This window comes from Haloferax sp. S1W (assembly GCF_044593955.1).
Lineage (GTDB): Archaea > Halobacteriota > Halobacteria > Halobacteriales > Haloferacaceae > Haloferax.
The window spans coordinates 2,922,832-2,948,798 of sequence record NZ_CP172595.1 but is presented as its reverse complement, the minus strand read 5'-3'; the positions used below and the strand labels follow the sequence as shown (position 1 = coordinate 2,948,798).

Below are 25,967 nucleotides of genomic sequence, written 5' to 3'. Positions count from 1 at the left end.
AACAACCCCTAATCGACCGACTGCGCCGTAACAAATTTGTTCTCGCATCCAATACTCTCTTGTGAGGTGGAATCATGCGCAAACGAACATCCCATAGCGACAGCATCGTCTCGGAGACACGGTACGACTTCATCCTCGCGGTGCTCCCGCTTCCGCTCTTTGTGGGAGTCACCGTGGGGGCATTGACCGGCCAACCGCTCTCACTGACGACCGGTGCCGGGGGGTTCGTATCGGCACTCGTCCTCGCCTATGGGCTGTTCGTTGCCGCACCAACCGGGTCGATTCGGCGGTCGACCCCCGACACTGGTCTGGAGACGCCGAGTGAGTCGGACAGAGACGGAACGACTGCATCGGGGCGTCGCTACCGAGGTATCTGACTGCGGCGGATTGCTCACCGGACCCGCGCCGCGAACGCGTTCTCCCCGCTCGAATCACTCAGGGACGATTCCATTCCCATATCCAGTAGGCCGCGCCGAACAGCATCAACCCGAAGCCGAAGGCCGATGACGCGGGTTCGGGGATGATGACCAGAATCAACCCGATGAGAATAATCGCGGTCGGCCCAATCTCGTCTGCATATTGCTTGAGTGGGTCCATACGTCATCTACGCGCTTCCGGGTGAAGTGAGTTGTTGCGATTCCGACGAGTGAAGAGTGACCGACAGAATGGTCTCGGAAGTCTGTCGGAGGACGAACGCAGGTCGAAACAGTGAGAGACGGCCGTTATCGAGCCGCCGGAGTGATATCGTCGCCGACGGCGCTCATGACCTGAAACGCGGCGCTGGCGGCGAGTCCGCGGGCGACTTCGTCGCGGTCATCGTCCGTGAGACCGGCGTCGAGTTCGTCGGTATCGGGAGAGAACCCGGCGCTGACGGGGTGGCCGATTGGCGGGTGGACGGCCACCGTCGCCATCGGGCCGCCGGTCGTCGTCGAGAGTTCCGACCCGACGGCGAACCCTTCGGGAAGGTACGATTCAGTCCGTGAAACGATGCCGGCGACGGCTCGTCGGAGCGAGTCCATCTGCTCCGGGGTCAGTTCGACGCCGCCAGACGTCTGACCGGCACCAGGTACGCCGGGAGCGCCCGCATATGGGTTGTTCCCGTTCATCAGTCGTCCTGCCTACGGGGAGGACGTGTAAAAACCCGTCGTCATCCGTGACTGCTGCTACCACGAACCGTGGCAGGGGCAACCAGTGGTCTGCACGGACATCAAGTGAGGCTGAGAGGGCATCGAGTGAGTTGAGCGAGTACCGAATCGAATCACGACGCGGTCGTGGGGACGCGAAGCGAGACGACGGTTCCTCGGGGCGACAGGGTTTCGACATCGAGGGAACCGCCCGATGCTTCGACGGCGGCCCACACTGGCCACAGAGCGATTCCAGTCGTGTGTGTAAGCGGCGTTTCGAGGCGAGATGCAGTCTGCGCGAGTTCGTCGTGGCTCCGCTTGACAAGTGTGTAGACGAGACCCGCAGAGAGCGTCACGAACACCAGTCCTTTGGCGGTCTGGAGGTGGCCGTAATTAGTGCGTCGGTCACACACTAACGTCGAACAAGGCGACGGAGGAGGGTTCAGAAGATAGATTTGCTGTCGCCGTACGCCGCAATCGTGACGACGGTCGTGTAGCCGTCGCCCTCGTGTTCGGCCGCCGTGAGCGCGACCTGTTCATCGTCGAAGTCCCACTCTCGAAGCCCGCGACCCGCGGCAAGACCGTCGGTGACTGCCTCTCGGACGGCGTCCTCGTCCGTCCCGGACGCTTCGTAGAACAGACCGGGGCCGGACCCGGTTGCCCATCCGAGACCGGCGACGACCGTCTCACCGGGCGTGGCTGTCGTCTCGCGCGCTTCCACGACGGTCAGGCGGTTCCCCGCGGGGCCGAGGTCGGGCGCGGCATCGACTTCTTCGACCGTTGCGTCCGCCGGGACGATAGACGAGACGGCGACGAGGTTGTAGTTGTGGATGTTTGCGGCGGCGAGGGCGGCGTCGTACGACGCCATCTCCGTCGGGGCCGTACCGACCCCGCGGACGACGCGAATGATGCTCATGACTGAACGAACGCGCCAGCTAAAAAGGGAGTTACGGATGCGACCGGGTGGGACGGAAGTAAAGCCGGGGTCCTCTCGGTATTCAGGGGTGAATTTGGGGCCGAATCAATAGTGTCGGCGGAAATTCGGGCCGAGTCAGTACTGATAGTCGGTGAATCCGGAGATGGGACCGGTGCCGGACTCTTCGACTTCTTCGAGTTTCTCGTGGGCCGCGTGGAAGTCGGCCTCGGTCACTTCGGTGCGGTTGTCACGGATGGCGAACATCCCCGCTTCGGTGGTGAGGGAGGCAACGTCCGCGCCGGAGTAGTCGTCCAGTGCCTCTGCGAGGGCGTCGAAGTCCACGTCGTCGGCGACGTTCATGTCGCGGGTGTGGATGTCGAGGATGCGGCGGCGGCCTTCGACATTGGGCTTGGGCACCTCGATGAGACGGTCGAACCGGCCGGGGCGGAGAATCGCCTCGTCGAGCATGTCGAAGCGGTTGGTCGCCGCGATGATGCGAATCTCTCCGCGGTCGTCGAAGCCGTCCATCTCAGAGAGCAACTGCATCATGGTTCGCTGGACCTCGGCGTCGCCGGAGGTCTTCGAGTCGGTCCGCTTGGAGGCGACGGCGTCGATTTCGTCGATGAAGATGATTACCGGTTCGCGCTCGGCCGCGAGTTTGAACAGGTCGCGGACGAGGCGAGCGCCCTCGCCGATGAACTTCTGGACGAGTTCGGACCCGGCCATCTTGATGAACGAGGCGTTGGTCTCGTTGGCGACGGCCTTTGCGAGCATCGTCTTGCCGGTCCCCGGCGGCCCGTAGAGGAGGACGCCGGACGGTGGGTCGATGCCGACCTTCTCGAACATTTCGGGGTTTTCGAGCGGTTGCTCGACTGCTTCGCGTACCTCACGGACCTGTTCGTCGAGGCCGCCGATATCGTCGTAGGAGACTGTCGGCGAATCGACAACTTCCATCGCCTGCGCGCGGGCGTCGGTCTCGTCGTCCAGAATGGTCTGGATGGCGAACGAGTCGTTGATGGCGACGCGGTCTCCCGGTTCGAGTTCCTCGTACGAGAGGTTCGGTGCGAGGTCCGTCAGCACCTCCTGATTGTTGCCGTGTTGTTTGATGACGACGCCGTCGTCGGTCACCTCCTCGACAGTGGCGATGTAGTACGAGGCGGTTTTTAGCGCGTCGTTGCGCGCCTTTATCTGTTCGACTTCGTCGACCAGTTCGGCCCGCTTCTCGTCGACCGCCTGGAGGCGTTCGTCGAGTTCACGGTTGACCTCGACCATGCGTTCGAAATGCTGCCGAAGCGCAGAGAGACGCTCTGCCTCCGACATGTCGGGGTCCAGATCGAGATGAGGACGTTCTGGAAGAGATGGACTCCGTGACATCGGTTAGTGGGCCAAATTTGGGTTCGCGCGTAAATGTGCCTTTGGGTCGGAGAACACGTGTTTGGAAATAGCGGCCTCAAGCACACTGAGAAATGGTCCCACAGGTCGACGGTCTCGACCAAGAGGGAGGAAAACGCGGAGGCGGGTTGTCCACAGGTCGCCCCTCGCTCGGCCCGGACGTATCCCCTCCGCACTGGTACCTACGTGGGAAGAGAACTTGAAACGAGTTCGTCATTTGGGAGAACGTCGGTTGAACGAGACGTTCGGTTCGACGCAACTGATAGGTGCGAGAGTATCGAATTCGACTTCCTACCCCTGATTCGTTCAGCCGTGTTACTGCGTGGTGCGCTCGCCCTGATAGCTCCCGTCGTAGGTGTCGTCGTGGGTCGCCTCAGCGAGGACGATTTGGGCGATTCGGGCACCGCGTTCGAGTTCGATGGGATGGTGGACTTGCAGGAGACCCTCACCCTTTCCTTCGTATCCGGCGTCCCAGACGGCCGTGTTCAGCATACAGGAGTTCCGCATCAGCGACGACCGGGGGTAGATGTAGCCGACGTGACCCTCGGGGATGTGAACCGTCTCCGCGTACTGAAGGACGTATCCACCCGGTTCGAGGCGGTACGTCTCGGTTTCGGGGTCGGCGAAGTCGAGGGCGCGACGCTCGCCGATAGTCTTCCCCTCGCGGCCGATGCGGCCGGGTTCGACCTGTTCGAGGAGCGCTTCGAGCGTCAAATCGACGCCGTTCGGTTGGACCTGGTCGTCGGAGACCGGCGTGATGTGCTGTGCGACGAATGAACCGGCACGGTACATAGTCGGATGCGAGTCCACGGCGTCTAAAACGATGCCGAACTTCGCCGGACACCTCGAAACGAATCTGTCACTAGAATCTGTCTGATGACAAGTGGCATGGGGCAACCAACAAGGAGTTTAATCGTCCTTAGACGATAGAAACCGTCAGACTGCGATATCCTTCACGTTCGAAGATAGGGAAGTACGCGGGATTTATATTCGAGGCCCATCGACAATCGGATGTTATGGGACAGACGCTCACGGAAAAGATTCTCTCGGACCACCTCGTCGAGGGTGACCTTACCCCCGGAGAGGAAATCGGAATTGAAATCGACCAGGTTCTGATGCAGGACACGACTGGGACCATGGTCTGGCTTCAGTTCGAGGCACTCGACCTCGACGAGGCACAGACCGAACTCGCCGCCCAGTACTGTGACCACCAGACCTACCAGTTCGACTTTAAGAACACGGACGACCACCGCTTCCTCCGTTCTGCGGCCGGGACATACGGTGCCCACTTCTCCCGCCCCGGAAACGGTATCTGCCACAACGTCCACAAGGAGAACTTCGCCGCGCCCGGCAAGACGCTCCTCGGCTCCGACTCGCACACGCCGACGCCCGGTGGCCTCGGCCAGCTCGCTATCGGTGCGGGTGGCCTCGACATCGCCGTCGCCATGGGTGGCGGCGCGTACTACGTCGAGATGCCGGAAGTCGTCAACGTCCGCCTCGAAGGCGAACTCCCCGAATGGTCCACCGCGAAGGACGTTATCCTCGAGATGCTCCGCCGCGAGACCGTCAAGGGCGGCGTCGGCAGGGTCTTCGAGTACACCGGCCCCGGTGCTGAGTCGCTCACCGTGCCCGAGCGAACGACCATCACCAACATGGGGACGGAACTCGGCGCAACCTCGTCCATCTTCGAGACGGACGAAAAGACCAAGGACTACCTCGAACGCCAGGGTCGCGGCGACGAGTACGTCGAGATGACGGCCGACGACGACGCGGAATACGCCGACGAAATCGTCATCGACCTCTCGGACCTCGAACCGCTCATCGCCTGCCCGTCGATGCCCGACAACGTGGTGCCCGTCCGCGAAGTCGCTGGCGAGAAGGTCGAGCAGGTCATCGTCGGTTCCTGTACCAACGGCGGCTACGAGGACGTGCTCCCTGCCGCGAAGATGGTCGAGGGCCGCGAAGTCGCAAAGCACCTCGAAATGATTGTCGCGCCCGGTTCGAAGCAGGCTGGCGAGATGCTCGCCCGCAAGGGCTGGACGGCAGAGATGATGGCGGCCGGCGTCAACGTCTCCGAGGCGACCTGTGGTCCGTGTATCGGTATCGGCCACGTGCCCGCCTCCGACTCCGTCTCGCTGCGCACCTTCAACCGCAACTTCGAGGGTCGCTCCGGCATCGAAGACGACAGCGTCTACCTCTGTTCGCCCGAAGTCGCGGCCGCTGCCGCCCTCAAGGGCGAAATCGTCGACCCGCGTGACCTCGCCGACGAACTCGGCGACCTCGACGCGCCCGGCATCGAACTCCCCGACAAGTACGACGGGTCGAAGTCCGACCTCATCTACGCCGACGAGGCCATCGACGACGACCTCATCAAGGGCCCGAACATCGGCGAGGTCCCGCTGCAGGACCCGCTCGGTGCCGACATCTCCGGTGAGACGCTCCTGAAGATGGAGGACAACATCACGACGGACCACATCATCCCGGCGACGTCCGACATCCTCAAGTTCCGCTCGAACATCGAGCGCCTCTCGGACTTCACGCTCTCGCGTGTCGACGAGACGTTCGCCCAGCGCGCCAAGGAAGCCGAGTCCGGCGTCCTCGTCGCGGGCGAGAACTACGGTCAGGGTTCCTCGCGTGAACACGCCGCGATGTGTCCGATGTACCTCGGCATCGAGGCCGTTCTCGCGCAGTCGTTCGCTCGCATCCACAAGGCGAACCTGTTCAACTTCGGTATCGTCCCTCTCTCCATCGACGAGGAGACCTACGCGAAGATCGAACAGGGCGACGACATCGAAATCGTCGACGACGTGGCCGCCGCAGTCGAATCCGGTCAGGAAGAGTTCACCGTCCGCGTGAACGACGACTGGGAAGCAACGGCGGAACTCCACGCATCCGAACGCGAGCGCAACATCCTCGCGGCCGGTGGCAAGCTCACCCTCACGAAGCAGCAGGCTGAGGGCGGCGCTGCCCCCGCGGACGACTAACTCCGCACCCACACCGTCTCACATTTTTCGACTGCTGAGCGACGGCGTTCGATTGCTGACGAGTCGCACGCAACTCCTGAGTGACGGCATTCGGCACCCCACCGACCGCGTTCGGCAGTGACAGGCGACCGGTGGCCGATGAGAACGTACGGTGTCGCCGTGTTTTTCCATGCTCATCGCGTAGCGGCGCGCGTGACGGGTTTCGACGACGCTCGCCGCGACGATGTGGTCGTTCGGCGGGTCGAACGCGCCGATTTGCTCGACGTGCTCCGCATCGAGCGCACCTGTTTCGAAGAGCCGTGGCCGTACTCGGCGTTCGAACTGTTCGTCGACGAACCCGCCTTTCTCGTCGCGGCCCGCGGCACCGAGGTTCTCGGATTCGTCGTCGGCGACGTGATGCCGAACCACGGCAACGACATCGGCCACGTCAAGGACCTCGCAGTTCGCCCCGACGCCCGCGGACAGGGACTCGGCCGCCGACTGCTCGCGACTGCACTGACAAAGATGGCCATGACCGGTGCCGCCGTCGTCAAACTCGAAGTTCGCGTCTCGAACGAAACGGCGGTCGAACTCTACCGAAGCGTCGGCTTCCGCCCGGCGAGACGCGCCCCCGGCTACTACGCCAACGGCGAGGACGCCTACATCATGGTCCTCGACATCGACGAGTGGACGGCTGTGAACTAGTCTGTCCCTCGAATCTCTGGGATAGTCCACGCCCTGCCCCATGGTAGTGCTTAACATACATCGCTCCGTATAGCGAACGTGTTGTCGTCTAGCACAGTTCTCTGTGTGAGTGATGACCGCGGGTTCGTCCAGTCGCTCGAGTCGTCACTCGGTGCGCACATCGAGGACCCATCGGTTCGTCACGTCACGGACGCTGGAGCGGCGCGCGCGGAGTTGCTGGCCGCGCAGAGTCGGATTCACTGCGTCGTCATCACCACCCCACTTGGGAACGGAAGCGGGCTGGCGTTGTTGCGCGACATCCGCCGTCACGACGGCGGTCTCCCGGTTATCGTCGCAAGTGAGGACCAAGCGGGCATGGAAGCCGCCATCGACGCGGGCGCGACCGACTACGTCTACAGAGACACTGACCCCGAGACGATGGCGTGGCTCGGGTTCCGAGTCGAGCGAGCAATCGCCGACCGGCGCGTCGAGCGGTCGCACCACAGCCGCCTCGCTCAGCAGCGCGTCGTCTCCGAAGTCGGGACCCGCGCGCTGACGACGATGAATCTCGACGAGGTGTTCGAACTGGTCGTCCGCCGCGTCGGTGAGGTGCTCGGCGCGGAGTCGGTGCTGATACTCGAACGTATCGACGAACAGCACTGCTTCCGCATCGCTGGCGCGTCGGAGACAGTCGCAGGGCATATCGACGCGGTTCCCGACCAGACTGCGCGGTCGCTCGTCTCGGAAACCTTCCAGCGCGGCCAACCATTCGTCGTCGACGACTTCGGGTCCGACGACAGATTCGACCCGCTCGACGGTATCGTTCCACCCGGCGTCGAAAGCGGAATGAGCGTTCCAATCGGTGTCGACACGGACCGATGGGGCGTTCTCTGCGTCCACGCGCTTGGCGACGGTCGCTTCACCGACGACGACGTACACTTCTTGCAGAACATCGCGGCAATCATCGGCGCGGCAGTCGACCGCCACGAACTTCGAAACGCGCTCTCGGAGGTGTTAGAGCGAATCGACGAGGGAGTGATGGCGTTCGATACGCAGTGGCGACTGACGTACGTCAACTCCACCGCCCAGGACGTGATTGGCGAATCCGCCGCGGACCTGTTCGGCCGACACATACGCGACCTCCTCCCGTCGTCCGGGTCGTTCGGAGAAGAGTTCGAGGCGGCGATGCGGACACAGGAACCGAGACAGTTCGAAGCGTACGCGGTCGATACGGAGACGTGGTACGCGGTTCGAGCGTATCCCTCCGAGACGGGACTGTCTGTCTACTTCACGGACATCACAGAACAGCGCGAGAGCGAAGCCGAAGTCGAGCAGTACGCCCGGATGCTCGAAACCGTCGGCGACGCCGTGTACGCGCTGGATAGCGATGGGCGGTTTACCGCCGTCAACCCGGCGTTCGAGCGCCTCACCGGGCATTCGAGCGCGGAGATTATCGGGTCGCCAGTGAGTCTGCTCACCGACGGGCGCGAAGCAGTCGACGAGACCAACGGCGTGTTCACCGCGGGGACTGGCGAAACTGTCGAGTTCGAATTGACGGCGCAGGATGGCTCCACCATTCGCGTCGAAGACCACCGGACGCCCCTCGTCGTCGACCGGGAAGAAGTCGGGTCCGTCGGCGTCCTTCGCGACGTGACAGCCCGTCATCGCTACGAGCGGTTGCTGGCGACCTTACACGAGCGAATCCGGGAGATGATGCGGTCGTCGGACCGCGAGACGATTCTCGAAGCCGCGGCCAGCGCCTGCGACGAAGTGCTTGGCGACGCCCGGACGGAACTGTTCGTCTTCGAGGATGCGAACACCGGCCTCACCAGAGTCGGCGAAGCGGGCACCGGTCTCGGGAACAAGCCGCTCGACGGCGGCATCAGCGACGGTGGCGTGTGGGACGCGTTCGTCGCTGGCGAGGTTCGCGTGGTCGAAGTCGCACCCGACGGCGGCGTGGTCGAGGGAGTCGAACGCGTCATCGCGGCCCCACTGGGCAGACACGGAATTCTCGTCACCGGCCACCCCGGAACCGTCGCGCCGAGCGACGTCGACGTTGAACTCGTGAACGTGCTCACCGCGACCGTCGAGGAGTTACTAGAACGGATTGGAGCAGAAAACCAGTTGCGCGAGCGCGACCAGCGACTCGCCGAGCAGAACGAGGCGCTCAGAGAAATCGACCAGATTAACACGACCATTCGGAGCATCAATCAGTCGCTCATCAGAGCGCCGACCCGAAGCGACGCGCTCGCGGCGGTCGGCGAACATCTGGCCCGCACAGACCAGTACGCGGTCGTCTGGCACCTCGAACCTCACGAGACGGCGGGTGAGTTCGACCCGCGGCCGGACGCGGTCCACGGAGCCGACACCGCCTACGCTGCCCGCCTCGGTGAAGTTGCGAACACGGACCCGCTCGCCGGACTTCTCGAACGAGCCATGGAGACGAAGTCGATGCAGACGGTCGCCGACGTGCTCGACGACCCGGCGTGGGGAAGCCACCGCGGCGACGCACTCACCTACGGCTTCCGCTCGCTCGCAGTTATTCCGGCTGTTGCCGACGACAGAGTGGAAGCGCTGTTCGTCGTCCACGGGACCACCACAGACGCTTTTACCGACAGCGACCGGGTGCTGCTCGAAGAGTTGGGTGATACGGTCGCCTACGCCGTCGCCGCGACAGGACGTGGGGGAGCGATGCTGACCGAGCGCCGCGCCGAAGTCGAAGTCAAACTCGGAAGCGACCGCCTGTCGTTCACTCGGCTGGCACGCCGCGTCGGCCACGAAGTCACCCTCACGGGCGTCATCCCGCAGTCCGACGGCTCGCTCATCGCGTTCGTCACTTCGGACGCGGAGCCCACTGCGTTGGTCGCTGCGGGTACCGATGTAGCGACGGCGGTTCGGCCGCTCTCGTCGGCCGACACTGGCGGGTTGTTCGAACTGCGTCTTCCGCGAGAGGCGCTCTTCGAGACGCTGTATGCGTCGGAGGCGAGGCTTCGAGAGCTTCGTTCGGACGGCCATCAGACGATGCTGACCGTCGACGTGCCGGAGCGGATTCACGTCCGGTCGTTCGTCGAAGCATTGGAAGCGGACTACCCCGGAACGACACTCCTGTCTCGACGGACGAAAACGAAGCAGGCAGAGTCGCCGACGACGTTCGCGTCGATGATTCGCGACGAGTGGACCGACCGGCAGTACGAGGCGATTCGAGCGGCCCACCTCGCTGGGTTCTACGAGTGGCCCCGCCGGAGTACCGCCGAAGCGCTCGCCGAAACGCTCGATATCAGTCCACCGACGTTCCAGTACCACCTTCGCGCCGCCGAGCGGAAGGTCGTCGACGAACTCTTCGAGTGAGACACACCGCGGGCGTTCCGCATCGAGTGACAGATGTTATGATACCACATTCATCTCACCGAACACTCTAGGTACCTAGAGTCCCGTTCGAAACGGGTACTAACCACATAGCAACGAACGATATATCTCCCACCTACATTGGGACATCTGTCGGCGAGACGCCGACGCGAACCGAACAATGGACGACGCACGCGTGATACAGGGCAGCGACGCGGGATGGAACACAGGTACGACTGACGAAGTCGTCGCACGGCACGATTGGGACGGACGGGACACACTCGCAGTGACGATAGTCACGGCGACCGCCCAGGCGTTGGCCGTCGACGAACTCGAACTTCCACCGCTCGCGGATACTGTATCCCCCGGTGCCCTCCACCGGCTTTTCCATCCGGCAGGCGGGGCACCGATGTCAGAGGCACCGACCGAGAGTGGGAACAAACAACCATCACGCGGCCGCGTCCGGTTTCGGTACGCATCCTGCGACGTGACTGTCTGGGCCGACGGAACGGTCATCGTCGCACCTTCCGTGTAGCATCAACCCATCGGTATCACCACCACACACTCCACCTACAACCATCACCACCATTGGTCGGTTGGGGTCACCGTCGGTACGCTGTACCCACCGGGTGCAGTGGCCCTAACCGCTACCTTCCCCTTCGACGAACTGCGACGCATTTTGGTACGTTCACCCACTACCGGTGAGCATGGGATACGCCTGTCCGGTCTGTGACGCGCCGCAGCGAGACGAGACGCATCTGGCGAACCACCTCGCGCTGCAGGCTATCGTCCACGGCGACGACCACGAAACGTGGCTAGACGAACACGAACCGTCGTGGTCGTCGATGAACCCCGACACGCTCGGCCCAATCGTCGCCGAGAACGCCGAGGAGCGCGAATTCGACGAGGTGTTCGAAGATACGGTCGACCGCCAGCCAGCGGAGTCGCCGTTCGACGAGGGACACGACCACACCCACAGTCACGACCACGGGAGACAGCAACTCGGTGGTTCCAGCGGGGAAGCGAACCTCTCGGGCGACGCCGCGCGAATCTTCGAGGAAGCGAAGGCGATGACCGAAGAGATGTACGACGACGAAGACGGCGACGACGAAGACGGTGACGACGAAGCAACCGAGTCGAACGACGACGACGAGAAAGAGTCGTAAGTCCGGCCCCCGAATCGGGTGGTGATGGAGACCCACGGGAGCATCTCCCCCGAGTCACTTGCCGAGGCAGAGCGCGAATTCGAACGCGTCGGTCCGACCGCACAGGTCGTCGTCAGAGAGACGGCGAAAGCGATGGACTTCGACCGCGAGGAGTACCGCGAGCGCGTGACCGGAGACGTGGTCGAGACGGTTCGAAACGCCCTGTTCGCCGAGTCGCTCGCGGTCCACGTCGGGTCGCGAACGGAGTTCGACGACTGGTGTGCCGACCACGCGGCGTACGAGGTGGTCGAACTAGGAAATCCGGATGTCGAACGCGTCGCGTGGCACGCGGTTCCGTTCGCCGAACAGGTCGTCGCCACGACGTTCCAAAACGAACGCGACGCTGCCGTGAGCACACTCCGGCGCAACGCCTTCGGCCGTATCTACCGCGAGGTGATTCTCGATGCAGAGACGGATACCAACGAGTCGGCCGATGCCCCGACCGAGAACTGACAGCGTCCCGTCGGCTACAAGTCCGTCGGCGACCCACGAAGACTCATGACTGACGACGGACGCGAACCAACCTCCGACGACGGACGCCGACACGAACCCATCCCCGAGCCCGAGTGGCCGGTTCTGGAATCGAAAGCCGAGTACGACACGGGGTGGTTCACCGGCGGATACGACCTCGTCGAACAGCCGAACGGGACGACGAAACGGTACTACTGGGCCGAACTGGCGACGGCCGTCGTGGTCGTCGCCGTCGCGAACGACCAGGTCGTATTCGTCGAGCAGTACCGCCCGACGGTTCGGCAGACGCAACTCGAACTCCCCGCCGGAATCGTCGAACAGGGCGAGTCCTTTAGCGACGCCGCTGTCCGCGAACTCCGCGAGGAAACCGGATTCGCCGCCGACTCCGCGTCCGTCATCGGCGACGTGTGGTGTTCGACCGGCGTCCTCCGGCACCGACGCGGGTTCGTCTTCGCCGAGGGACTCACGCCTGTCGAGCGTGACCTGGACGAAAACGAATTCCTCTCTGTCCACGCGGTTCCGGTCGACGAAGCGCTCGACCGGGCGCTCGAATCACCGACGAACGACGCGACCATGGAGGGAATCCTTCTCGCTCGCGAGAAAGGGGTGCTGTAGGTGGTCGACCGCGAAATCACGCCCGAGGAGGTAGCCGAACTCCTCGACAGCGACGACCCACCGCTCGTCGTGGACGTGAGCACACCTCCAGAGTTCGACCTCCAGCACATCCCCGGCAGTCTGAACGTCCCGCTTTCCGACCTCTACTCCACTCTCGACCGCCTCTCGGAAGCCGACCACATCGTCACCGTCTGCCCGCGCGGGGAGGCGAGTCTGCAGGCGGTCCGACTGCTTTCTGCCTACGAGGGGACGAACGACGCTCGAATCGAGAGCATGGCCGGTGGCCTCGACGCGTGGGACGGCCCGCTCGAATCGGACGTCGAGGAGTAGGTCGTGGCATCTCGTCCGGCGCGGCCGCTCTTCGAACGTGATTCTCTGAAAAGTACTCGACGACGGGCTTAGTTAGAGTGCAGTCACGCGACGTTGAACCCCTTTCCGCGGAGGAAGTCCTCCACACGGCCGCGGTGATTGCCTTGCAATTCGATGGAATCGTCTTCCACCGTCCCACCACAGGCAAATTTCGACTTCAGGTCTGACGACAGGCTATCCATGTCGACATCCTTTGGGTCGAATCCCTCGATGACTGTAACCTCTTTTCCGTAACGACGCTCGTCGATGCGGATGACGATCTCCTGAGACTCTTTTGCGACGTCCTCGCAGACGCAGAGCTCTTCAGGGAGCCCGCACGTCGAGCAGACTTCCGACATTACAGTGTGGAGTTACAGGATGGGGATATTAAACAGTATCGGGAGCCACTGTCACGGACGCCGAAATCAGGCGCCCGTGGCGTCGTCGGTCGTCGTTTCAGTGGTGTTCGTCGACTCTTCGGTTGTGGAGTCGCCGTCGTCGGCCGAGCCGGTGGAACCACCAGTGCTGTTCGACCCAGTGGTGTCGTCACCACTACCGGAGTCAGAGGACCCACCAGTTTCGGCGTCCTTCGCGCGGTTATCCTGTCCCGGGGGCGTATCTGGCCCGTTGTTCGAGCCATCCCCCGGTTTCGATTTTGGGGAATCACCGGCACTGTCGCCACCCTCTCCGGGGTTGTCATCGGCAGCGTTTCCGTCGCCGGCGTCCGACCCGTTGGACTCACCGCGATTGCCGTTCTTCCGCTTTTCTTCGGCCTTGTCGAGTCCCTTCCCGGGGTTCTCACCCGCGATGCTCCGCGCGATTTCTGCTACTTCGGGGCCGGTGAGTTCGCTCGCGTTCGACCGGAGCGTGTCGAGTGCGGTCGTGTTCACGCCCTTTGCTTGGAGGTCCGATTCGGGGACGGTCTCTGCGGCGTCAGCCGTCTGGTTCAAAAGCGACTTCACCTGCTCGATTTCGGAGACGACGCGAGTTATCTGGACCCGGTAGGCGCGGTCCGAGATGGTCCCGTCGTCGTGTTTCGCTTTGAGTCGGTCGCGGCGCTCTTTGAGTTCAGTGAGTCGCTCGCGGACCGACTCAACCTGCTCGGCGACGACACCCGCTTTCGACGCGTTCGAGTTCGCGTTCGCCATCCGGTTTTCGAACGCCCGGCGTTCGATGACACCGTCTGTCTCAGACTCCTGGACGCTGATGGCACCCGCGAGTTTCTGTCCCGGCGGGATGGGCTCGTCGTCGTTTTTCGTCTCTGCTGTCGTGTCGTTGGTCGCTGTCCCGTCTGTTGACCCGCCGTCAGTCTGGGCGACGACTCCGTCACCCACGGAGGAAGTAAGTGCCTGACCTGCAGGAGAAGCAAGTGCGAGCGGAGCGCTCGCACTCACCAGTAACACTGTCGCAACGACGAGTGCAGCGATTCGTCGGCTCATTACGACATCCTTCGTCCCACATTCTGATATAAGCGAGCGTTCGTACTCGCGAATCAACGCCGTTTAACGTCGGTTCAACGCTGTTTCGGACCGAAGGGCAGATGCCCTGCCGTCTTCCGATTAGGGAAAAGTAAACCGGGTAAATGGTCGTAAGACTTTTTACGCGTCGTCAGACTCGTCGTTCTCCGGGAGTCGGAGGACGTTCTCGCGGCCGAGGCGGAACCCTTCGATGGTCCCCTCGTCGCGCATGCCACGGACGACTTTGCTAGTCTTCGCGTCCGTCCAGTCGAGGGTGCTCGCCACCTCCTGTTGCTTGATGCGTCCGCCACGCGACTCGATGAGTTGAAGGACGCGTTCTTCGTTGCTGAGCAGTTCCGACGGGACCTCCTCGGCGTCGTCATCCGCGTCGTCAGCCTCCGCGGCTTCGTCGCCCGCTGCGGCGGCCGCTGCGGGTACGGAACCGGTATTATCGACGGAGGGCGACGGGGTGTCGCCAGCGTCGGCAGCGGCTCCTGAGGTCATCGTGCCATCGTCGTCCATGGACGTGCCGCCGCCAAAGACACCACGGGACCGGAGATAGAACGCGGCACCAACGAGGAGCGTCCCGACGAGCGCGAGCGCCGCGAGCGCGCCTGTCGTGGGGAACGAGCCGTCTTCAGTGGCAGGCGTCTGGTCTCCCGGGTCCGTCGTAGCTGCGCCGCCACCGGCTTCGAGGACGACTCGTGGTTCGCCGGAGACGAACTCGGTGTCCGCCCCGCGCCAGATGACGGTGTTTTCGCGCGTCTCGTCGGCGGTGGGTTCGACCGTCGTCGTGCCGTAGTCGGCGGGCCACGAGAGGATAAGCCGCGACCCCGAATCGAGGAAGAAGCCCTCGATTGCGTCGCCGACGACGAGTCTGTCACCATCAGCGGCCGCGAAGTTCGACCACTCGAACGAGTAGGTGACGACGCCGAAACTATCGGGGAGCGACCGCGTCTCCGCGGTGACCGAGACGTTCGACGCGGCCATCTCTCGGCCCGTCGAGTTCGACGCCGCCGAGACGGTGTCGTTCATCCGACTGGCGAATGTCGTCGTGTAGTCGCCCGGATTCGCCTGAATATCGTCTTGTAGCGACTCGAACGCGTCGGTGGTGTTCTGGTCGTCGAGACGGGTCCAGTACTGAATCTCCCACCGCGCGCTCCCGTCTGCAGCCACATCGACGGCGATGCGGGTGCTGTCGGGTTCGACGCCTTGCTGGACGAGCGGTTCGACGCCCGGTCCGGTGGCTGTTCCGTCGGGGGTCGCCGCGACCGGTGTGACCGCTGCAAAGACGCAGCAGAACGCACACAGGAGAGCGAAGACCGCCTGTCGTGTCGCCATTAACCCACTATCCGAACTCCGGCATCAAAAAGACAAGAGATTCAGCGTAGCCAGCGTCTGACAACTGGCAGACGAGAACGAACCGCCGCGTCGGCAGCGGCGATTGCGTCGTCCGCATCGGCCCGGGAGACGCCGTCGCCGTACCGCGCTCGTTCGTAGAGTCGCCCGACCCGTCGCGTGCGTTCATCGACCCCGACACGCGAGAGCGCATCGAGGTAGTGACGAACCGTCTCGCCCTGTCGTCGCGGGCGGTACGCCCGCGCCAAGACGTGTTCGAGGCGGTCGTACGCGCGGACCACGTCTCTCGTCGGCGAGTTGGTCCGACGCTGGTAGACGAGAAGCGCCAGTATCCGGAGGCGGTCCGGCACTCGGGTTCGGCGGACGCTGGCGGCGATGCCGACGACCGCAGCGAGACCGACGAGCATCGTCTCACGTGAGGGAAGCCTCGGGATGAGGCCGTCCGATTCGTCACCCTCTCCCGACGGTGCGCCAGCCGTCGGCGTGACGCCGAGGCGCTCGTCGATACCCGGCCCGAGAGCGCTCGTCGTCGTGTTGTTGGCGGTCGTTTCGTTCGGCGTTTCGGTGGGGACCGGCGTGATTTCCTCTGCGCCGTTGGTCTGCGGTTCCGTCTCGTTGGTGTCGACACCGGGGAGGCCTTCCTCACGGGCGTCGGAGAGCGCCTCCGACTCGGCGGACTGGCGCGGGGAGGCGGGCGTCGGGTCGAAGCGAACCCAACCGGTGTCCTCGAAGTACACCTCGACCCACGCGTGCGAGTCGAGGCCGCGGACGACGTATCGGTCGCCGTCGACGCGCTCGCCGGTCGTGTAGCCGGTGACGAAGCGCGCCGGGACGCCCTCAGAGCGAAGGAGGACGACCATCGTGGTGGCGTAGTAGGTGCAGTAGCCCTCGTCCATCTCGAAGAGGAACGATTCAGCGATGTCACCCTCCGGACGCGACACCCGCAGTGAGTACTGCTTGTTCTCCTCTAACCAGCGTTCGACGGCGACGGCCTTGTCGTACGGCGTCTCCGCGTCGGCCGTGATTTCGGCGGCCCGTTCGCGGACCCGGTCAGAAGTACTGTCCGGCAGGCCAAGGTAGCGCTCGCGTATCTGCTCCGGGTAGTCGGTACCGGTACGCCGCAGCGACGCCGGCGTGTGTTGCGGAACCTCGCTTTTCACCGTGTAGTTCTCGTCGGTACCGATGCTCCGCGTCGGGCGGAAGTTCCCCTGCTGGGTGACGACCGTCTCCAACTCCACATCGCCGCTGACCGCGACCGGACGCCACGCAGCAGGCATCGAATCCAGCGGCGTCTTGGGGGAGACCGTCTGCCGGACCAGCCGCGACGGTCCCTCCGGGCCGCTCAATCGCCCGCCGGTGTACGGTTCCGTGTCGCCGGTTCGGACCCACCCATCGCCCGTATAGCGGTCGAACGAGGCGGTCTGCCAGTACGACGGCGCGGTACTCTCGACTTCGAATCGGACGTCCGGCGAGAGACTGATGCTCCCGACGACAGAGATGCGGTCGCTGGCGCTCACGAGATTCGCTTCCACTGTCGGTTGCTCTGCGACCCCGTGGCTTGGGAGGACAGGCGACCCGCCCGCTCCGGGAAGCACCGTAACAGTCGCCGAGAGGACGACCATCGTGGCGAGGACGATAGTGAGCACGTCGAGTTGGCCGCCGCTGGTGCCGAATCGGTCGATACTGTCGAATCCGAGCGCCGCGATACCGGCGGTGACGCCGAGGAGCGTGAGCGAACCGCTCGCGTCGCCGGTCAAGACGAACATCCCGAGTCCCCCACCAGCGATGGCGACGGCGGGGGCGACCCGGCCGCGGACGACGAGGTACCACGCGAGGAACGTCGGCGCGGGCGTCACCGCGAGCGCCCACACGTCCGCCGAGAGCAACCGGAGGACCGACAGGCCGCTCAGGAGTGCAACGGAGTCGGTGGCGAGTTGCCTCGGCGAGAGCAATGCGAGTTGGCTCTGGGGCAAGGCGAGGAGGTACGCGACGAAGCCTCCGCCGAGCAACACGGCGGTGATGGCGAGCGCGACCCGCGGGCGGAACGACCGGGCGAGAATAGTCGCAGCGAGGACCGTCCCGCCCGCGATGAGGAGGAACTCGGTTCGGCCGCCGACGACATCGGTCACGTCGTAGAGAACAGAGAGGAACGACCCGAGGAGGACGAACGCTGCGGCGACCGAGAGGGCCGACGCCGGGACGCCGAAGATCGTTGGCTGGTCGCGCTCGGTGGTTGGTGTCAGCGAGCTGGAGACGCTCGCAGTGGATTGACTGCCCCCGGTTCGCGTGTCGGTGCTCATGGCGCGGCCTCCCGACGAGGTGTGGCGGAGCGGTCGGGTGACGGACTCACCTCGTCTGCCTCGCCCGGTTCCGCGCGGAGTCGTTCGAACGTCGTCTCGTGGCCGCCGAAGACGATACGCGTCTGTTCGATGTCGCCGCGAACCACGACTGCGGCGCTCTCGTCCGGGACCGACCCCGAATCCATCTGTGCGAGGTGGGCGAGAACCTGGTGCTGGTCGCCGGGCGCGGCGTCGATAGTGCCAGCCGGGGACGTGAGGTGAATCGGAACGCCCGCGTCCAACAGCGACCAGCAGAGCGAGGCCGTCGCCTCGGCAACGTCGTCGACACGGCCTTCGATACTGCCGACAGAGACGCCGACTGCATCGGGGTCGGCGTGGTCGGCGAACGCCTTCACCACGAGGTCGCCCGACCGTGCGGTCGATTTCCAATGCACGTCGCGAAGCGAATCGCCGGGGACGTACGGCCGCAGTCGGTCGAACTCCTCGCGGTCCTCGCCCGTGCCGAAGTTCGAGAGCAACGAGAGGTCGCGGCGGGCCGTCGCAGAGAGCGACCTGAGTCGCGGATAGACCAGTATCTCGGTCGTCCCGCCGACGGTGAACGTGCGGGTGAAAAAGCCGAGGACGTCGGTAGCGACGACCGTCGCGGGACCGAGTGTCGCCAACCCGCGAGCGTCGTAAGTCACGTCGTACGAAATGCTCCCGTCGCCGACGATAGACTGTACCGTGGCGTCGCCTTCGAGGTTGGCAGAGAGGAAATCAGTCGTCGTCGCGGGAAAGGGATGGTCGGTCTCGATGTCGAGCGAGACCGTATGTGTCTCGCCGGGGAACCCGTCGTCTGGCGGAGCGCGAACAGCCCGCGGTGGCGAGATGCGCCACACTTGGACCGCTCCGATGAGCAACGCGACGACGACGGGGATAACCACGGCATTGAGCGCCCGCGGGCCGAACGCAACGGCGTTGCCGACGCCCAGAGCGACGACGACCAGCGCCGCCCAGCCACGAAGTGTCGGCCTCATTCGACCGGAACGAAGTCGAGCGCGCTGTCAACCACGTCGCGGCCGTCGCTGCTTCCGGCCGTCCGGATGCGGTGCGCCCAGACGCTTCTGGCCTCGCGTTGCACGTCGTCGGGGACGACGTAGTCGCGGGCGTCGAGCGCGGCTCGGGCCTGCGCGGCACGAACGAGCGCGAGAGAACCGCGGGGACTCACGCCGAGTGTCGCCCGCTCGCGGGTGTCGGCGGCGAGTCGCGAGACGTAGCGGCGAACCGGTTCGCTCACCGCCACGCCTAAAATTGTCTCGCGGGCGGCGCGAACGTCGGCGGCCGTCGCAACCGGTTCGAGCGACTCGATTGGATGGTGTCCGGCGAGGCGACCGAGTAACTCTGCTTCCTCCGCCTCGCTCGGATAGCCGAGATGTATCTTCTTCATGAATCGGTCCAGTTCGGCCAACGGCAGGTCGTAGGTACGGTCGGGTTCGACATCGTTCTGGGTGGCGATGACGGTAAAGGGGTCCGGAACGGGTCTCGTGACACCATCGACCGTTACCTGCAGTTCCTCCATGACTTCGAGGAGGGCGGCCTGTGTCTTCGGCGGCGCGCGGTTTATCTCGTCGCCGAGGACGACGTTTCCGAAGACCGGACCCTCGCGGAACTCGAATTCGTTCGTCTTCTGGTTGAACACGTTCACACCGGTCACGTCAGACGGCAGGAGGTCCGGTGTGAACTGGATGCGTTCGAACGAGCCTTCGATGGAGGTGGCAATGGCTCGGGCGAGCATCGTCTTGCCCACGCCGGGAACGTCCTCCAGAAGGAGGTGTCCACGGGCGAACATCGTCACGATGATGTCTTCGATGGCGTCGTGGTGGCCGACGATGACTCGTTCGACGTTTTCGGAGATGCGAGCAGCGAGGTTCGAAACCGACTCGACCGACTGCTCGCGGTCGAAGTCGGCGTCTGCATGTACATCAGTCATTGATATGCGGGGTGTCCCGCCAGCCACGGGAGGGTGGTAAGACGGGCGCTCTGTCATGAACTATTGCCCCAATACACCTAACGTTGCTGGATGTGTGCACACCGCACTCCACCGGAGACGACCGAGGCAGAGCGAAGGCGTCGTTCCCGGGTGCTTTTGTCGTTCGGCGACTCCGTACCGGGTATGAACACGGACGCCGGACGTGAGGAAGTCTACGGCGCGCCGCCGGAGATGCTGGCGGTCCGAGACGACCTGACGCCGATGCTCTCGCAGTACGCCGACCTCTGTGAGACGCACGACGACGCCCTCGTGTTGTTTCAGGTCGGCGATTTCTACGAAGCGTTCTGCGGTGCGGCCGAGACTGTTGCGCGCACCTGCGAGGTGACGCTCACCCAGCGCGAGGATTCGACGGGAACGTGGCCGATGGCGGGCATCCCCATCGACAACGCGGCGGGGTACCTCGAACGCTTGCTCGATGCGGGCTATCGCGTCGCGCTCGCTGACCAGGTGGAAGACGCCTCAGAGGCGTCGGGGCTGGTCGACCGCGCCGTCACGCAACTCATCACGCCGGGGACCGTCGTCGACGAGGAACTGCTGGAAGCGGGTCGTGCGACCTACCTCGGTGCTGTCGCCCGCGACGGCGACGAGTACGGACTGGCCGTCGTGGACGTCTCCACCGGCGAGTGCCTCGTGACGGGTGCTGACCGCGCGCTGTTGCTCGAAGAACTGGACCGACTCGCGCCCGCCGAACTCGTCGTCGGCCCGAACTGCGACCTGCCGGACCCCTCGTTCGACCCGATGGAGACGCCGTTCGACCCTGACGCCTTCGACATCGAGGCGGCGACCCAGACGCTCTCGTCGTACGTCCCCCGGCCGGAGGCGGTCGTCGAATCCGACGTAGAGCGCCGCGCTGTCGGCGCGCTTCTCACCTACGCCGAGTACGCACAGGGCGACTCGAAACTGGAGTACGTCACTCGCATCACGCGATTCGACCCCCGCGAGTTCCTGCAACTCGACGCGACTGCCATTCGGAGTCTCGAACTGTTCGACTCGCAGAGCGCCCGCACCGGAAGCACGCTCCTCTCGGTCCTCGACGAGACGGCCTGCGCGCTTGGCCGCCGCCGCCTCGAAGCGTGGCTTCGCCGCCCACTCGTAGACCGGGAAGCCATCGAAGCGCGACTAGACGCGGTGGGCGAGTTCGCCGACGACGCCCTCACGCGGGCAGACCTGCGCGAGCATCTTTCGGCCGTCTACGACCTCGAACGACTCGTCGCTCGCGTCTCTCGGGAACGTGCGAACGCCCGCGACCTGCGGTCGTTGCAGACGACGCTCGACCGCGTTCCTGAGATTCGCGCAACGCTCGAAGACGCCGACTCGGGCCTCGTCTCCGACCTCCGCGACTCACTGGACGACCTCTCGGACGTCCGTGACCGCATCGACCGCGCCATCGTTGACGACCCGCCGCAGGAGATTACCGAAGGCGGCGTCATCGCGTCGGGGTTCGACGACGAACTCGACGACCTTCGGGGAACCGCCACCGAGGGCCGCGAGTGGGTTTCGGACCTCGAAGCACGGGAGCGAGAGCGCACCGGCATCGACTCGCTCGACGTTGGCTACAATCAGGTCCACGGCTACTACATCGAGGTGACGAACCCGAACCTCGACCGGGTTCCCGACGACTACGTCCGTCGGCAGACGCTGAAGAACTCCGAGCGGTTCTACACGCCCGAGTTGAAGGAACGCGAAGACGAGATTCTCAGCGCCACTGAACGGGCGGAGACGCTCGAATACGACCTCTTCTGCGAAGTTCGCGCCGAAGTCGCAACCGAATCTGAGCGCATACAGGCGGTCGCCGACGCGTTGGCCGACCTCGACGTGCTTCGAACCCTCGCCGACGTTGCCGTCGCCAACGATTACACGCGACCGGTGTTCTGTGACGGAGACGCGGCGAACACGGAATCCCACGGCGGAATCGAAATCGAGGCCGGACGTCACCCAGTCGTCGAACAGGCCCAAGACGAGTTCGTTCCGAATCCCGCCTCGCTCCCGCATGGTGGCGTGGCGCTCGTCACCGGCCCGAACATGTCGGGGAAATCGACCTACATGCGGCAGGTCGCACTCGTCAGTATCCTCGCGCAGATGGGGAGTTTCGTCCCCGCCAAAGCCGCCCGTCTGCCGGTCGTCGACCGGGTGTTCACTCGCGTCGGTGCGTCGGACGACATCGCGGGCGGCCAATCGACGTTCATGCGCGAGATGAGCGAGTTGACCGAAATCCTCCACAACGCGACCGAGGACTCGCTGGTCCTCCTCGACGAGGTGGGCCGCGGCACCTCCACGGCCGACGGCCTCGCCATCGCCCGCGCGACCACGGAGTTCATCCACGACGAAGTCGGCGCGATGACGCTCTTTGCGACCCACTATCACGACCTGACCGACGCCGCGACGGAGCGCCCGGGCGTGTTCAATCTGCATTTCACCGCCGCGCAGACAGACGGCGAGGTTACCTTCCTCCACAGCGTCGCCGAAGGGCCTTCATCGTCCTCCTACGGCGTCGAAGTCGCCCAACTCGCTGGCGTTCCAACCGATGTTGTCGACCGCGCCCGTGGCCTCGTCGAAGCCGACGCAGTGAGCGAGACAGGAGATGCCGACGCCGACAACACCGCCGACCCCGGCCGCTCCAACACCGACGACGAGCCAACGCCAACCGAATCTGTCGTTGCAGACTCGACTCGAAACGAAGGGGGTGCAGAGAAGATGGCTGCTGCCGAGGACGGAACGCTGGCGGCCTACGTGGACGGCTTGGAAAACGGCCACCGTGAAGGTGACAGACTGGCGAACGGTCGCCACGAAGCGACCGCCGAAACTAACGGCGAAGCAGCCAAAACGGTCGGTTCGGGTGCAACCCACACCGCCGCCCGAGACGACACCCTCGGCGAGGTGGCCGCCGAACTCCGCGACGCCGACCTCGTGGACACCACGCCGCTGGAGGCGCTGAACCTCCTTTCGGACCTCAAGCGCAAACTCGAATAATGATTCACCAACTCGACCGACAGACACGAACGCAAATCGCGGCGGGAGAGGTCGTCACCCGTCCGGCGAGCGTCGTCGTGGAACTCGTGGAAAACGCTCTCGACGCGGGTGCTGAGACGGTCGAGATTGCTGTCGAAGGCGACGGAACCGACCGTATCCGCGTCAGCGACGATGGTGCGGGGATGACCGAGCGAGACGCCACACTCGCCGTCGAGCGACACACGACCAGCAAACTGGACGACGCGGCCGACCTCGAAACGGTCGAGACGCTCGGCTTCAGAGGCGAAGCCCTCCCGAGCATCGCCGCCGTCGGGAGACTGGAACTGACGACCAACGCTGGCGGCCCGCGGGGAACGCGCGTCGTCGTGGACGGGGGTGAAAAATTGGCCACTGCGGCGGCCCGCGCTCGGGGAACTACCGTCGAAGTTACGGGACTCTTCGCCGAGCGACCCGCCCGAAAGAAGGCACTTGCGTCGGCGAAAGCGGAGTTCGCCCGCATCTCGCGTCTCGTCACCCGATACGCGCTCGTCCGCCCCGACGTGCGGTTCGTCCTCCGGCACGACGGCCGCGAGACGCTCACGACGCCGGGAACCGGCCGCTTCACAGACGCGCTGCTCGCCGTGTACGGCCGCGAGGTTGCCAGCCACGCCTCGACGTTCGACGCCAGCCACGAGGTCCAAGTCGGTGCGGAATCGGGTGCAGTCGCGGTCGATGGCGTCCTCTGTCATCCGCTCGTGAGTCGCGCCCGACGAGACCACATCCATATCTCGGTGAACGGCCGCGCACTCGTCGACTCACGGATTCGTCGGGCAGTCGCCGACGCCTACGGGACGCTCCTCCCCGACGGACGCGAACCCGTCGCAGTCGTCCGCATCTCGCTGCCTCCGGCGTGGGTCGACCACAACGTCCACCCCGCGAAGTCGGAAGTCGAGTTCAGAGACCCCGAGGCGGTCGCGGGTGTGGTCGAATCGAGCGTCAGAGACGCCCTTTCGACCGCCGACCTGCGTCGAAGCGGCGAGTTGGCGATGGACCTCGACTCGTCGCTGTCGCCGGTCGAGGCGGAATCGGTGTTCGACGACGTGCGCGTCATCGGCCAGTTCCGCGACCTCTACGTCCTCTGTGAGGTCGGCGACGAACTCCTCGTGGTCGACCAGCACGCCGCCCACGAGCGCGTGAACTACGAGCGCCTGCGGGCGGCCGTCGAGTCAGTAGGTGTCGATTCTGTCCCGGTCGACCCGCCCGCAAGCGTGTCGCTGTCGCCGCCCGAAGCGGCGCTTGTGGAGGCGAACCGAGACGCCGTCGAAAGACTCGGCTTCCGTGTCGCCGACTTCGGCGGCGGAACCTACCGTGTCGAGGCCGTTCCAGCCCCGATTGGCCGCCCATTCGCGCCCGACGCGCTGGCAGACGTTGTGTCCGACCTCGCTGCAAACGACCCGCGCGACCCACGCGACGAGTTGCTGAAGGACCTCGCGTGTCATCCCTCGATAAAGGCTGGCGACGACCTGTCGGCCGAAGACGCAGCGCGACTCGTCTCCCGACTCGGGTCGTGTGAGACGCCGTACACCTGCCCGCACGGTCGGCCGACAGTTCTCGCCATCGACGAGGATGCATTCGTTCGTGGGTTTGGTCGGCGAAGTGGGCGACTCGACTGAGTCGCGCTCAGCGGCCGATTCAGTGCCAAACTTCGCTCGGCGGTCTACTCGATGTTCCACTTACTCGGTGCTCGTTACTCGGTACTCGCGTCTTCTCGCCCGCGTACGCTGACGGCGAGTCCAACACCCAACACGACAGTCGCGGCGACGCCCAGTCCAATGAACTGCATCGGGTCGAGGAGCGGAAAGTCGAACTCGGGGCCGAGGAGGTGGAACGCGACGCCGGGTGCAGTAGCGAGTGCGGCGGTCTGTGGTGACAGGCTCCCGCGGTGCGTTCTGCTGGCGACCCACGCGAGGGCGACACCGTAGACGACGAACGGGAGTTCGTACAGCCAGTACACGAACGGAAAGCCGCCGCCAGCGTAGGTGTAGAGACGGTAGTGCTGGCCCTCGTAGACAACGGCGTACAATCCGTTCCCGGGAGCGCTGTAGTCGCTGTAGAAAAATTGGTCGGGCCAGTCTTCGGCCCCGTAGACGGTATTGGAACCGTCCGGTGACTCGATGGCGTTCCTGACGGCGTCCTGCGCATCCGCTGGGAGACTGTCGTACTGGAGCACGGGTGTCTCTTCGCGGACCTGCGACTCGTCAATCCGCTCGACGGAGAACACCGCTTGCTCGCCCCAGTCAGCCATCGTCGCCGGGGCGGCGACGAGGGAGAGCGCGACGAGCGCGGCAAGGAGAGCGAAGACCCCGCGGCGGACCATACGTGAATACACCCGTGATTTGACAAGTGCTTTCTGGAGGTGTGGCCGCCGACGAAGCGACGAACTGGTAGAGCGTGGAGTTACCAGTCTTTGCAGTCGTGACAGACGTACTGCTCACCGTCGAGCCACCGCTTTTGGACCGTCTCGCCACAGGCTGGACAGGGCGTTCCGTCGGGTGTCCAGCGGTAGGTTGCGAGCGTGTCGGGGGCGTCACTGTCCTCTTCTGTCGCGGTGTCGTCGGATACAGACTCAGCGGTGTCGTCGGACACAGACTCGGCGGTGTCGTCGGATACAGACTCAGCGGTGTCGTCGGACACAGACTCGGCGGTGTCGTCGGATACAGACTCAGCGGTGTCGTCGGACACAGACTCGGCGGGGTCATCGTTGTCGGCCGGGGAACCGAAGTCGTCGAGCGAGCGGTTCGGCATGAACG

25 protein-coding genes are annotated in these 25,967 nt (G+C 64.5%); 11 read left to right on the top strand and 14 right to left on the bottom strand.

The features are described from left to right. Positions 1-74 precede the first annotated feature (74 nt). The gene (locus ACH9L7_RS15400; RefSeq protein ID WP_396611567.1) at positions 75-377 is read left to right on the top strand and encodes a hypothetical protein; all 303 of its coding nucleotides are present in this window, start codon (positions 75-77) and stop codon (positions 375-377) included. 58 nt (positions 378-435) lie between these two features. On the opposite strand, the gene ACH9L7_RS15395 is transcribed toward ACH9L7_RS15400, so the two are convergent. From ACH9L7_RS15395 to ACH9L7_RS15370, 6 genes are all read right to left on the bottom strand, one after another. Then, on the bottom strand, positions 436-597 hold the full coding sequence (locus tag ACH9L7_RS15395; protein ID WP_396611566.1) for a hypothetical protein: 162 nt from the start codon (positions 595-597) through the stop codon (positions 436-438). Positions 598-722: 125 nt separating this feature from the next. Beyond that, a complete protein-coding gene (locus ACH9L7_RS15390; protein WP_396611565.1) occupies positions 723-1,106 on the bottom strand; it encodes a DUF5811 family protein in 384 nt (127 codons plus the stop codon). A gap of 152 nt (positions 1,107-1,258) precedes the next feature. Beyond that, positions 1,259-1,537: a hypothetical protein gene (locus ACH9L7_RS15385; RefSeq protein WP_396611564.1), complete on the bottom strand. Its 279-nt coding sequence runs from the start codon at positions 1,535-1,537 to the stop codon at positions 1,259-1,261. A 29-nt stretch (positions 1,538-1,566) separates the two neighbouring features. Then, the gene (locus ACH9L7_RS15380) at positions 1,567-2,040 is read right to left on the bottom strand and encodes a pyruvoyl-dependent arginine decarboxylase (RefSeq protein ID WP_396611563.1); all 474 of its coding nucleotides are present in this window, start codon (positions 2,038-2,040) and stop codon (positions 1,567-1,569) included. A 135-nt stretch (positions 2,041-2,175) separates the two neighbouring features. Next, on the bottom strand, positions 2,176-3,414 hold the full coding sequence (gene pan2 / locus ACH9L7_RS15375; RefSeq protein WP_396611562.1) for a proteasome-activating nucleotidase Pan2: 1,239 nt from the start codon (positions 3,412-3,414) through the stop codon (positions 2,176-2,178). 333 nt (positions 3,415-3,747) lie between these two features. Further along, positions 3,748-4,224 (bottom strand): deoxyuridine 5'-triphosphate nucleotidohydrolase, encoded by a 477-nt coding sequence (locus tag ACH9L7_RS15370; protein WP_396611561.1) that lies wholly within the window; start codon positions 4,222-4,224, stop codon positions 3,748-3,750. Positions 4,225-4,448: 224 nt separating this feature from the next. On the opposite strand from ACH9L7_RS15370, the gene ACH9L7_RS15365 reads away from it, so the two are divergent. The 8 genes from ACH9L7_RS15365 to ACH9L7_RS15330 all read left to right on the top strand — a co-directional run bounded on the left by ACH9L7_RS15365 (position 4,449) and on the right by ACH9L7_RS15330 (position 13,045). Beyond that, entirely contained in the window at positions 4,449-6,416 is a 1,968-nt protein-coding gene (locus tag ACH9L7_RS15365) for an aconitate hydratase (RefSeq protein WP_396611560.1), read from the top strand. Between the two features lie 192 nt (positions 6,417-6,608). Next, a complete protein-coding gene (gene rimI, locus ACH9L7_RS15360) occupies positions 6,609-7,100 on the top strand; it encodes a ribosomal protein S18-alanine N-acetyltransferase (protein ID WP_396611559.1) in 492 nt (163 codons plus the stop codon). A gap of 105 nt (positions 7,101-7,205) precedes the next feature. Further along, on the top strand, positions 7,206-10,427 hold the full coding sequence (locus tag ACH9L7_RS15355) for a GAF domain-containing protein (protein WP_396611558.1): 3,222 nt from the start codon (positions 7,206-7,208) through the stop codon (positions 10,425-10,427). Positions 10,428-10,605: 178 nt separating this feature from the next. Then, entirely contained in the window at positions 10,606-10,959 is a 354-nt protein-coding gene (locus tag ACH9L7_RS15350; protein ID WP_396611557.1) for a HalOD1 output domain-containing protein, read from the top strand. Between the two features lie 172 nt (positions 10,960-11,131). Further along, positions 11,132-11,590 carry a DUF5810 domain-containing protein gene (locus tag ACH9L7_RS15345; RefSeq protein WP_396611556.1) on the top strand — a complete coding sequence of 153 codons (459 nt, stop codon included), beginning with the start codon at positions 11,132-11,134 and terminating at the stop codon, positions 11,588-11,590. A gap of 24 nt (positions 11,591-11,614) precedes the next feature. After that, positions 11,615-12,082 carry a DUF5809 family protein gene (locus tag ACH9L7_RS15340; RefSeq protein ID WP_396611555.1) on the top strand — a complete coding sequence of 156 codons (468 nt, stop codon included), beginning with the start codon at positions 11,615-11,617 and terminating at the stop codon, positions 12,080-12,082. A 45-nt stretch (positions 12,083-12,127) separates the two neighbouring features. Then, positions 12,128-12,715, top strand: coding sequence for an NUDIX hydrolase (locus ACH9L7_RS15335; RefSeq protein ID WP_396611554.1), 588 nt, complete (start codon positions 12,128-12,130; stop codon positions 12,713-12,715). Beyond that, positions 12,716-13,045 (top strand): rhodanese-like domain-containing protein, encoded by a 330-nt coding sequence (locus tag ACH9L7_RS15330; RefSeq protein ID WP_396611553.1) that lies wholly within the window; start codon positions 12,716-12,718, stop codon positions 13,043-13,045. It abuts the gene before it with no gap. Between the two features lie 83 nt (positions 13,046-13,128). Here ACH9L7_RS15330 and yciH read toward each other — a convergent pair whose 3' ends face one another. The 6 genes from yciH to ACH9L7_RS15300 all read right to left on the bottom strand — a co-directional run bounded on the left by yciH (position 13,129) and on the right by ACH9L7_RS15300 (position 20,148). Next, complete coding sequence (yciH, locus tag ACH9L7_RS15325) at positions 13,129-13,422, bottom strand: stress response translation initiation inhibitor YciH (protein ID WP_007541796.1); 294 nt, start codon at positions 13,420-13,422, stop codon at positions 13,129-13,131. Positions 13,423-13,488: 66 nt separating this feature from the next. After that, on the bottom strand, positions 13,489-14,502 hold the full coding sequence (locus ACH9L7_RS15320; RefSeq protein WP_396611552.1) for a hypothetical protein: 1,014 nt from the start codon (positions 14,500-14,502) through the stop codon (positions 13,489-13,491). A 159-nt stretch (positions 14,503-14,661) separates the two neighbouring features. Beyond that, entirely contained in the window at positions 14,662-15,861 is a 1,200-nt protein-coding gene (locus ACH9L7_RS15315; RefSeq protein ID WP_396611551.1) for a hypothetical protein, read from the bottom strand. A 41-nt stretch (positions 15,862-15,902) separates the two neighbouring features. After that, on the bottom strand, positions 15,903-18,179 hold the full coding sequence (locus ACH9L7_RS15310) for a DUF3488 and DUF4129 domain-containing transglutaminase family protein (protein ID WP_396611550.1): 2,277 nt from the start codon (positions 18,177-18,179) through the stop codon (positions 15,903-15,905). After that, positions 18,176-19,195: a DUF58 domain-containing protein gene (locus ACH9L7_RS15305; protein ID WP_396611549.1), complete on the bottom strand. Its 1,020-nt coding sequence runs from the start codon at positions 19,193-19,195 to the stop codon at positions 18,176-18,178. Before ACH9L7_RS15305 ends, ACH9L7_RS15310 begins: the two co-directional genes overlap by 4 nt. Continuing rightward, positions 19,192-20,148 carry an AAA family ATPase gene (locus ACH9L7_RS15300; protein WP_396611548.1) on the bottom strand — a complete coding sequence of 319 codons (957 nt, stop codon included), beginning with the start codon at positions 20,146-20,148 and terminating at the stop codon, positions 19,192-19,194. The genes ACH9L7_RS15305 and ACH9L7_RS15300 overlap by 4 nt, the downstream gene beginning before the upstream one ends. Before the next feature lie 183 nt (positions 20,149-20,331). Between ACH9L7_RS15300 and mutS the strand changes: the two genes are divergently transcribed. Both mutS and mutL read left to right on the top strand, forming a co-directional pair. Continuing rightward, on the top strand, positions 20,332-23,178 hold the full coding sequence (mutS, locus tag ACH9L7_RS15295; protein ID WP_396611547.1) for a DNA mismatch repair protein MutS: 2,847 nt from the start codon (positions 20,332-20,334) through the stop codon (positions 23,176-23,178). Next, a complete protein-coding gene (gene mutL, locus ACH9L7_RS15290) occupies positions 23,178-24,830 on the top strand; it encodes a DNA mismatch repair endonuclease MutL (protein ID WP_396611546.1) in 1,653 nt (550 codons plus the stop codon). The genes mutS and mutL overlap by 1 nt, the downstream gene beginning before the upstream one ends. Before the next feature lie 74 nt (positions 24,831-24,904). Here the strand turns inward: mutL and ACH9L7_RS15285 are convergent, their stop codons facing one another. Further along, on the bottom strand, positions 24,905-25,534 hold the full coding sequence (locus ACH9L7_RS15285; RefSeq protein ID WP_396611545.1) for a hypothetical protein: 630 nt from the start codon (positions 25,532-25,534) through the stop codon (positions 24,905-24,907). 80 nt (positions 25,535-25,614) lie between these two features. Beyond that, positions 25,615-25,962 carry a hypothetical protein gene (locus ACH9L7_RS15280; protein WP_396611544.1) on the bottom strand — a complete coding sequence of 116 codons (348 nt, stop codon included), beginning with the start codon at positions 25,960-25,962 and terminating at the stop codon, positions 25,615-25,617. Positions 25,963-25,967: the final 5 nt, after the last annotated feature.